Raw genomic sequence first — 9,002 nt, 5'->3', positions numbered from 1 at the left:
AATTTCTCCTGCATTGAATTTATTTTCAAGAGAAAGGATCGATTCAAATGATGCATTCTTTTCAATTAGCAATTCATCAAATGACATTTCAGTGATATCTTTTCCCGGAACATTCCCTGAAACAACATCCGGTTGTGATATATCATCAACGGCTTCCTGCATCTCATCGATGGATCTATTCGTTGCAGGTACTGCTTTTATAATGAGCCTTTTTGGCTTTTTGCCAATTTTGTTTTTAAGGAATGGATATGAGACAGCCCCGATCAATATAACCGCTGCCACAGGGATAAGATAATTGAAATCCCCGCTGCTTCCTGTCTTAGAGGGAACATACCCGGTTATCCGGATATCCAGTCCTTGATCCCTCGGAACGTTCATGAAGCTTAAGACTTCGAATTCGTTCCCTTCATTCTGGACTATTTCCTTCCTGGCAAATTGGCTTTCAATCCCGAAACCATTTTTCTTATCCGAAAGCAGAGTGATATATGAAGTATTGTAGATCATACCTTTAAAGAATATATCTTTTGTTGATTCCGGATTAAAAACGTATGATATCTGTACACTATATGTATCACCAGGTAAAATAGGATTCATCGGGTCTATCCATGCTGAATCTTTTTCCCTTTGGAGACAGCATTCCATAGCATCGGTCTGGAATCTTGTTATACCTTCCGGAGTTGAGATGCCGACATATGCCCGGTCTTTACTGAAAAAAACTTTATCTCCTGTATTCAAAAATTCGACATATTCATCAACTTTTATCCCATTCGCTGCTCTGGAAAGAACAATATGGTCGATTTTCACTGTCAGGCCATCTCCATCTTTTGTGCTATCATAAACTGTGACATTAACTTTTTCTGACGCATTGACATGTTTTGTATATGGTACATCAGTATAATTCACACCCAGCAGGTAACCCTGCCTGGCATTGACCATATTAAATGTATATTTTCCGCTTTTATCGGTGGCAGTATCCATTAATTCGATCCCGACTTCATCCATGAGGCGTACCGGTACTCCTTCAAGTGTTTTGTTTGCTTTAATGACATACCCTTCAATTTTTTCGGACAGATTGAAATTCACAACAGCTTTTCCCTGAAGTCTGAGATTCTCTCCGTATATTGTCCCGTTATATGTCACATTTACCCTGTACATGCCATCATTAATGTCAGCAAATGTATAATTTCCGTCTTTATCCGTTATTAGATTTGAAAGAGGCATGTAGGTATATACCACACCTGTTTCAGCGCTCTCTGTGGCGTTTACCCTGCTCAGTGCAACTTCCTGGCCTGGAAGTTTATTTCCGGTCGATTCAACACTTCCGCTTATCTGTGCAGCCGATGCTGCACTTACGAAAATGACAAACATTATAAAAATTAATAATAATTTATTCATTTTTTTCTTTCTCCTGCAAGAACTTTTCATATTCCAGTTCAAATTCCTCGTTCTCATCCATTCTCTTCCTGCTGATCTTATAGACAACGACCCCTCCCACAATGACGCCAGCAGGCAGTGCAAGCCACACTATCCAGTCAAACCCTTCTTTTGGCGGCGTGGCGAGAACGCCTTTTCCATATTCTGCCATCAGTTTATCATATATCTTTTTCTCAGAAAGTCCCTGGTCAAGCATTGCCCTGACCTTATCTTTTATTTCAAGCGAGCTCGGACATGTGCAATCGATAACGATCATGATGCATCCTTCTTTATCCGGGCAGTTCAGGTTTGAGAAAATCTCTTCCTCTGTCACTGCCAGTGCCGGAACTGCAGATACAAGAAGAAGGAACCAGATTGCAACCGCTTTATATATCATGTATATTCTCCGTTGTTGATTTTTTAATTGTTTGATTTATATTTATATCATCAGATGTTATTTTTCGCCTTATCGGTACAACTGCTGACAGGCATATCAGTATCCCCAGTATAAGCACGTGGAACCCACCCAGCCACATCAGGAACATCAATGGCATCACTTTGAGCTTAACAGTGGCGCCGTCAGCTGTTATGGCCTGGGCCGAGAAATAGAGGTCATCAATGCCCACTGTATAAGCCATTGGTTTGACATTGATGTTATCCTGCTTGGCATAATGGTACATTAGCGCCGTGGCTTTTGCCAAAATTATCTCGCCGTTCTTATAAACGTCAAAATATGCTGCCTGTACGTCCCTGTTGTCTTGTGGATACTGGTCGATATTCGTGAGCTTGAAGTCATAATCTCCCACTGTGTACGTACCGCCCACCCTCATGTTAAAAGTCTGCGATTTCTCATATACCACGGCACCTGTTGCACTGACGATGATCATGAGAATAGCAATATGGCACATGTAACCGCCTAATGTGCGGCGGTTATTCCAGAATGCTTTTGAAATATTCTTCATGGTTCCCGCATCCTCAAGCTTCTTCTGTTTGTTCACGATCCTTGAAAAATCCAGGACATGGGTGGATACTACCAGTACACTTCCTGCGACTGCAACAAAGAGGGCATAAAAATCCCGGATACCGATCGCAAAGGCAATGACCATTGCAATTCCTGCAATTGCCAGGGGTTTTGCGAAGTTGCGTTTTAGATGGGAGACTGAAGCTTTCCTCCATGCAATTAGAGGACATATCGCCATAAGAAATAGAAGCGCTATGCCAAGAGGTACATTCACCTGGTTGTAGAAACTCGGGCCAACCATCACCTTGTAGCCGCGGAATGCCTCAGAAAGGAGAGGATATGTGGTTCCCCACAGTACGGATACAGTGGAGGCGATGAATATCCAGTTATTAAAGAGAAAACTTCCTTCACGGGATACAAAAGATTCTAAGACTTTCTTGCTTTTTATCGTATTGTATTTCCATGCCACAAGAGCCAGGGTGGCTGCAAGTATCACGATCATGTAATTGATATAATACGGGGCGGTCACAGACTGCCCGAAAGTATGTACCGAAGCGATTATACCGCTCCGGGTGAGCAGCGTACCATAAACAGTAAGTTCCCATGTGAAAAGGATAAGGAGGATATTCCAGAATTTCATACCTCCTTTTCGTTCCGTTATCATAGTACTGTGATAGAATGCGGTCAGGGTGAGCCAGGGAAGGAACGAAGCGTTCTCAACAGGATCCCAGCCCCAGAAGCCGCCCCAGTTGAGCACTGTGTATGCCCACCAGCTCCCGAACATGTTGCCAAGAGCCAGTCCAAGCCAGGCCCAGAGCGCCCAGCGGCGTGCGCGATATGTCCATGTATCGTCTGCAAGATAGATACCCGCGATCATCAGGGCAAACGGAATCAATACCCCCGCGTAACCCCAGAAAAGTGTTGTTGGGTGGAACAGCATTCCCGGATCCTGGAGCAGCGGATTTAACCCGTTCCCATCCACTGGCATGAAGTCAAGCATCCTGAATGGACGCGAGACTGTGAGCAGCATGTAGAAGAAATAAGAAAGAGTGACAAGAATTATGACCATCGCATGTTTCATCAGGTTATCGTAGGATTTTCCCCGAACTGCTATTACAGCAATATAGATCGAAATGAGCCATGCCCAGAGCAGTAATGAACCGTCAGCTCCTGCCCAGAAAGCAGAGATCGTATAGATCATGGGAAGATCAAGGCTGCTGTACAATGCCACATACTCATACTGAAAATTGCGGTTAATAAATAGATTAAAAAGCCAGATGGAAGCGGTAGTGGTCAGTATTGCAATTCCGATTATGGCGATCCTGCCGCTGTCGATAAGCTCTTTTTTCTTTTTCCATATCCCGATTATGTGTGCAATGAGTGCGTATACGGTCAATAACAGTGCGATAATTAATGTTGTTTCACCTAATTCCATTTTTTTTCTCCTTTTTATGTTTCGTTATGGTCTCCGTGATCAAGATCTCCGCCATATTTGGAGGGACATTTTGTGACAACCTGGGTTGCCTCGAAAGTACCATTTATGAAAATTCCGGTAACGACTGCCGGGATCCCCTCTTTATAATTTCCCGGCATTCCCTGGTTTGATACAACAGTGATTGAAGAGTTTTTGTCCGCAAGTTTAAATGTCAGTAAGGCTTTTTCCGGCACCCAGACAGTCGAGCCCTTTAGTATAGTGCCATTAACATTTACGATCTTACCATCCAGTGTATCAGCTTTCTGGACGAATTCATCCACTTCATAGTAAAATGAGAGTGCGTTACTGAAACTTTGCACTCCAAGAAATAATATAAGTATAACTACTATCCCGACACCAAGCATGTTTCTTTGTTTTCGGTTCATGTCTTCATCTCATTATCTCATAATCCTAACTTTACAATGGGTGTAAACTATACATATACTTTACGGTGGGTGTAAAGAGGTGGCTGTGACCGGTGGTGGAGGAAAAGAGTTGTATAGGATTTTTTTTCCGGTCACTATTATCTAAAAGGATGTGCTTTTTAATGTGGGTTGTGGTTTAAAAATACAGTGAAATAAATAACCATACTTTAATTTTTTAAACCGCAAACTATTTACTTTACACTGATTGTAAAGTAATTTATTTACATTGTCTGTAAAGTAATCGAACGTTGAGCACAATATGAGGAAGCATCTTGAACATTATTGAACTTGATGATGTCTGGAAGATATACAGAATAGGTGAAGTGGAAGTTCCGGCACTTAAAGGCCTGAGCTTAAAGATAAAACCTGGTGAATTCCTGGCTCTCATGGGGCCAAGCGGAAGCGGCAAATCAACAGCATTGAACATGATAGGCTGTCTTGATATCCCTACAAGAGGCAGGGTTTTCCTTGAAGGACAGGATATTGCTGCACTTACAGAACTGGAACTCTCCCGTATAAGAGGCAAGAAAATAGGCTTTGTCTTTCAATCCCACAACCTCTATCCAACGTTAACAGCTCTTGAAAATGTCCAGCTGCCAATGAGAATACATGAATTCAGTGAGGCAGAAATCTGGGATAGATCAGAGGAATTGCTGCAACTTGTCGGCCTTTCCGGGCGCGCAAATCATTACCCCTCCCAGTTATCAGGGGGCCAGAGCCAGAGAGTAGCGATTGCAAGAGCGCTCTCCACAAATCCCTTATTAATTTTAGCTGATGAGCCAACCGGTAATCTCGATACGGAAGCAGGAAAAGAGGTACTGGATATTTTCACAGAACTGAATGCAAAAAATGTCACGATCGCCATGATCACTCATGATGAAAAAATCGCGGGAAGGGCGAATAAAACCGTGAGAATGATAGATGGAAAACTTGCATCATAATTAACTGGAGTAATAAATCTATGAGTCAAATAAGAAAATGTATTATTATTTTGCTGATTTCGCTGCTATTTTTGCAGGGAGCGGCTGCATCGAGTTATTACCTTGTAACTGAACATGAACCGGTATATCCGGGAGATACGGTCTTTGTCTGGGTCCCGATCAATAACATCGGCTATGGTACATCGATGGTAGACACTGTTGTGAAACTGGTCCCGGCAAATAATGCTACGGAAAAAACAATACACGTACTGGATACTGAAGTGTCACTCGGCAATATGGATGACTGGAATGATATGCGAACAGCCAGTTTTAAAGTCCATGTGGATCAGAATACACTGGAAGGAGAATACGAGTTTATCGTTTATGTCACTACAAAAGAGAAAGAGAGCGGCAGCATTACCACAGCAGCGTTAAAAGACAGAATACTTGTCATTAAAGGCATGCCGATTATAACACTCTCAAACACCTCTATCTCTGCTATCGCACCAGGCTCTACAAATGAAGTTATATTAAAGTTCAAGAACGAAGGATCGGGTGTAGCAAGAAATCTCTATGTTGATATAAACACTGGCAGCGAACACCTTGCATCGGTATTTTCAATTACAGGCTCAGGTACGCGATTTTTCCTTGGAAGTCTTGGCCCCGGGGAAGATGCAAAGATCAAATTCGATATGATTGTTGATTCGCAGGCGCAGACTGGTGTCTATAATATACCCATCAAAATATCAGGGATCAATTACTCGGTAAGCGATTCCATTGGATTGGGTGTTGCAGGAATCACGGATTTTGAGTTAAGTTACCAGGAATCGGGAAGCAGCTTTCTCCTGAGTGTATCCAATATAGGGGTCAATCCGGCTAAAGCGGTTAGCGTGGAAATACCGCCACAAAACAGTTTCAGTGTTTCCGGGAGCAATACACAGGTGATAGGCAATTTGAACTCCGGAGACTATACTTCTGCAAATTTCCAGGTCTCTCGGACTGGAAGATCTGATATGGCAATAAAAATACTGTATACAGATGCTGCCGGTGTACGCAGGTCGGTAGAAAAGAAGCTTCCTGTAAAACTTTCAAGCGGCATGGCTGGTACAGCATCCAGATCCACAGATGACCAGCATGCGGCTATGCATGGCGGGGGAACAAATTATTCCGGGCTGGTGCTTAGCTTTGCTCCATACATCGGGATCGCGCTTCTTGGCATCATTGGTTTCTGGCAGCGAAAGAGCATCACTGAAATGTACCATAGAATGAAATTCCAGAGGCAGAGAAGGAAATGAGGCTTCTGGATATCTTCCTTCTCTCTCTTTCCCATGTAAGGAAAAGCAGGATGAGAAGCTGGCTTACCATTGTGGGCGTAATCATAGGTGTCGCTTCGGTCGTAGCCATTATATCCATAGGGCAGGGAATGCAGGAAAATGTGCAGCAAAGGCTCGGCGGCTTTGGCGCTGATATAATAACCGTGATTCCTGGATATTTCAGGGCGACAGGTGTACATAGCGAGATGCATACAGACAGGTCTGTGAGTACGAGTTCTTCGATCAACCTTACAGATAAAGATTACAGGGTGATCAAGCAGGTACCTGGCGTGATGTATGTAAATGGACTTGTTTCGGGCAAAGCCGATCTCAAATACGATAATGAAAAAACAGTTGTATCAGTAACTGGCGTCGATACTTCGGTCTGGAGACAGATGGATAATACCGGATTAGATGATGGAAGGTATCTCCAGTCCGGAGATTCTAATTCGATCGTCGTGGGGTATGGTCTTGCTTATGGGGCTTTCCTTCAACCAATAACGCTTAACCGTCCTATTACTATCGGGGGTAAAAATTTCAGGGTTGTGGGTATTCTCAGGCAGTCAGGTGGATTAGGAGGCAGCAGTGATACCGGGATATATATGCCAGCTGAGATGGCAAGAGAAGTTATCACTGAAAAGTAGCAAATAACCAGTTTACATCTATGGTCATTAAAGCAACGGATGCCTCTCTTGTAGAATACCTGAAAGCTGATATCGAGCAGAAGCTTATGAGTTCAAGACAGGTAAATCCGCGAACAAAGGATTTTACAGTAATAGCTTCAGCTCTTATCCGTGAACAGATGAGCGGCGTGACCCAGACTTTATCCCTGTTCTTAAGTGCGATCGCTGCTGTTTCGCTCCTTGTGGGAGCAATAGGTATAGCCAACACCATGTTCATGTCGGTCATGGAACGCACAAAACAGATAGGGTTACTGAAAGCAATAGGTGCGGGTGAGAGCGAAATCATGAAACTTTTCCTTATCGAGTCAGGAATATTCGGACTCGTAGGCGGGATAATAGGCGTAATATCTGGTGCGGCTATTTCCCTGCTCATCCCTTATCTGGGCATACAGGCCCTGGGCTTTGGAGGAGATATGAGAGCGACGATTACTACAGGGACCATATTTTTCGCTCTTGGTTTCTCGGTAGTGATAGGCATACTATCAGGAATAATTCCTGCCAGGCATGCAGCAAAGATGAGACCTGTGGATGCTATAAGATATGACCAGTGAGTAAAGGATATGATTGAAGACGATTTAGATGCCATTGAAAAGGATATGCTTGAGGATCTTAAAAAGCCAAAAGGCAGGCGGATACTTGTCTGTCCGGTCTGCGGCTCTACCGAGGTCACATATTATATGGGCCTGAAAACAGGCTATCAGTACCAGTGCAATAGCTGTAATTACGTGGGTGCCGTGGTGCTGGAAATGGAATATTAATTATACTAAAATAATTAAATAGATTGCGGTATAAATTTGTAAAACAAAAATGACACAAAATGAGAAAAATCCATATATAGCGCTTATTTGCAGCCACTGTGAATTCTTCAAGGAAGATGATATCGAACTCGAATGTGCAGCATTCAAGATCTTAAAAAACATGCTCCAGAAAGGCATGATCACACAGGAAGAAGTAAAAGATGCCTTCAAATGATTTGTATCCGGTACTTGCGCCGGGTCATACGCTGCGAAATCTTGAGGCGCCCTTTGTCTATTACATCCCTGATGACCAGTTATATGAACTGGATGATGAGGCATTTGAAATTCTTAAAAAATGCGATGGGAAGACTCCTTTTCCAATGTCATTCCCGGATGCTGGCAGCGATAAGGGAGCTATTGAATTTATGCTGGATGAAGGAATAATCCTGATGCAGGATTCTGTACATCCAAGAATTATAAAAGTTGAGGGGTCATCGGTACCTTCCTTGCGCTATCTTCTTCTGAACATAACGAATAAGTGCAATCTTTCCTGCAAACACTGCTATCTTGGGAAATCAGGAAATGTTGACATTGAAGTTAGCCGGTTCGAGAAGACGGTCTCAAAGTTTGAAAGCATGGGCGGCTTGAAGCTCATGATCTCTGGAGGGGAGCCGCTTATGCATTCTGGATTCTGGGAGCTTATGGAGGTTCTGCCATCCTATGAACTCAGGAAAGTAATTCTTTCGAACGGCACTTTAATTGGTCAAAAAGAGGCTAAAAAACTCTCCGAATATATAGATGAAGTACAGGTCAGTATCGATGGTATCCGTTCTCATGATATTTTGCGAGGGGTGGGCTCTTATGAAAAAGCCATGCGCGGGGTTACCAATCTCCAGAGTTTCAATATTCCTGTTTCTATCGCTACAATGGCGCACAAATACAATGCAGAAGAATTCGATGAAATGCAAAAGCTTTTTTCCGGCATGAATATCATTTCATGGAGCGTTGATGTGCCCTGTATGGCGGGTAACCTTAAAGATAATCAGGATATTATGCTTGATCTGAAAAAAGCAGCA

At 43.1% G+C, this 9,002-nt stretch carries 11 protein-coding genes; 7 read left to right on the top strand and 4 right to left on the bottom strand.

Annotation, left to right across the window (positions count from 1 at the left end; translation table 11 throughout):
* The 4 genes from MNV_RS07910 to MNV_RS07895 all read right to left on the bottom strand — a co-directional run.
* The coding region (locus MNV_RS07910; protein WP_143311698.1) for a collagen binding domain-containing protein at window positions 1–1,395 on the bottom strand (1,395 nt) is incomplete at its 3' end.
* Window positions 1,388–1,810, bottom strand: coding sequence for a cytochrome c-type biogenesis protein CcmH (locus MNV_RS07905; RefSeq protein ID WP_096205037.1), 423 nt, complete (start codon window positions 1,808–1,810; stop codon window positions 1,388–1,390). The genes MNV_RS07905 and MNV_RS07910, both read right to left, overlap by 8 nt.
* Window positions 1,800–3,809 carry a heme lyase CcmF/NrfE family subunit gene (locus MNV_RS07900; protein WP_096205035.1) on the bottom strand — a complete coding sequence of 670 codons (2,010 nt, stop codon included), beginning with the start codon at window positions 3,807–3,809 and terminating at the stop codon, window positions 1,800–1,802. Before MNV_RS07900 ends, MNV_RS07905 begins: the two co-directional genes overlap by 11 nt.
* A 14-nt stretch (window positions 3,810–3,823) precedes the next feature.
* On the bottom strand, window positions 3,824–4,234 hold the full coding sequence (locus tag MNV_RS07895) for a cytochrome c maturation protein CcmE (protein ID WP_096205034.1): 411 nt from the start codon (window positions 4,232–4,234) through the stop codon (window positions 3,824–3,826).
* Window positions 4,235–4,545: 311 nt separating this feature from the next.
* Here MNV_RS07895 and MNV_RS07890 point away from each other — a divergent pair, with 311 nt between their 5' ends.
* The 7 genes from MNV_RS07890 to MNV_RS07865 all read left to right on the top strand — a co-directional run.
* Complete coding sequence (locus MNV_RS07890; RefSeq protein WP_255251499.1) at window positions 4,546–5,214, top strand: ABC transporter ATP-binding protein; 669 nt, start codon at window positions 4,546–4,548, stop codon at window positions 5,212–5,214.
* 20 nt (window positions 5,215–5,234) lie between these two features.
* On the top strand, window positions 5,235–6,488 hold the full coding sequence (locus tag MNV_RS07885) for a COG1361 S-layer family protein (RefSeq protein ID WP_096205031.1): 1,254 nt from the start codon (window positions 5,235–5,237) through the stop codon (window positions 6,486–6,488).
* On the top strand, window positions 6,485–7,150 hold the full coding sequence (locus MNV_RS07880; RefSeq protein WP_096205029.1) for an ABC transporter permease: 666 nt from the start codon (window positions 6,485–6,487) through the stop codon (window positions 7,148–7,150). The genes MNV_RS07885 and MNV_RS07880 overlap by 4 nt, the downstream gene beginning before the upstream one ends.
* 20 nt (window positions 7,151–7,170) lie before the next feature.
* Window positions 7,171–7,740, top strand: a complete 570-nt coding sequence (locus MNV_RS07875; protein ID WP_096205028.1) for an ABC transporter permease — start codon at window positions 7,171–7,173, stop codon at window positions 7,738–7,740.
* 9 nt (window positions 7,741–7,749) lie between these two features.
* A complete protein-coding gene (locus MNV_RS07870) occupies window positions 7,750–7,947 on the top strand; it encodes a hypothetical protein (protein ID WP_096205026.1) in 198 nt (65 codons plus the stop codon).
* Window positions 7,948–7,996: 49 nt separating this feature from the next.
* Window positions 7,997–8,161, top strand: a complete 165-nt coding sequence (locus MNV_RS19505) for a hypothetical protein (protein ID WP_176505123.1) — start codon at window positions 7,997–7,999, stop codon at window positions 8,159–8,161.
* Window positions 8,148–9,002, top strand: an 855-nt coding sequence (locus MNV_RS07865; protein ID WP_143311697.1) for a radical SAM protein, incomplete at its 3' end; no start/stop codon positions are given. The genes MNV_RS19505 and MNV_RS07865, both read left to right, overlap by 14 nt.

Origin of the sequence: Candidatus Methanoperedens nitratireducens (genome assembly GCF_900196725.1) — an archaeon.
In the GTDB taxonomy this organism is placed as follows: domain Archaea; phylum Halobacteriota; class Methanosarcinia; order Methanosarcinales; family Methanoperedenaceae; genus Methanoperedens; species Methanoperedens nitroreducens_A.
This window is presented reverse-complemented; position numbering and strand designations above follow the sequence as displayed.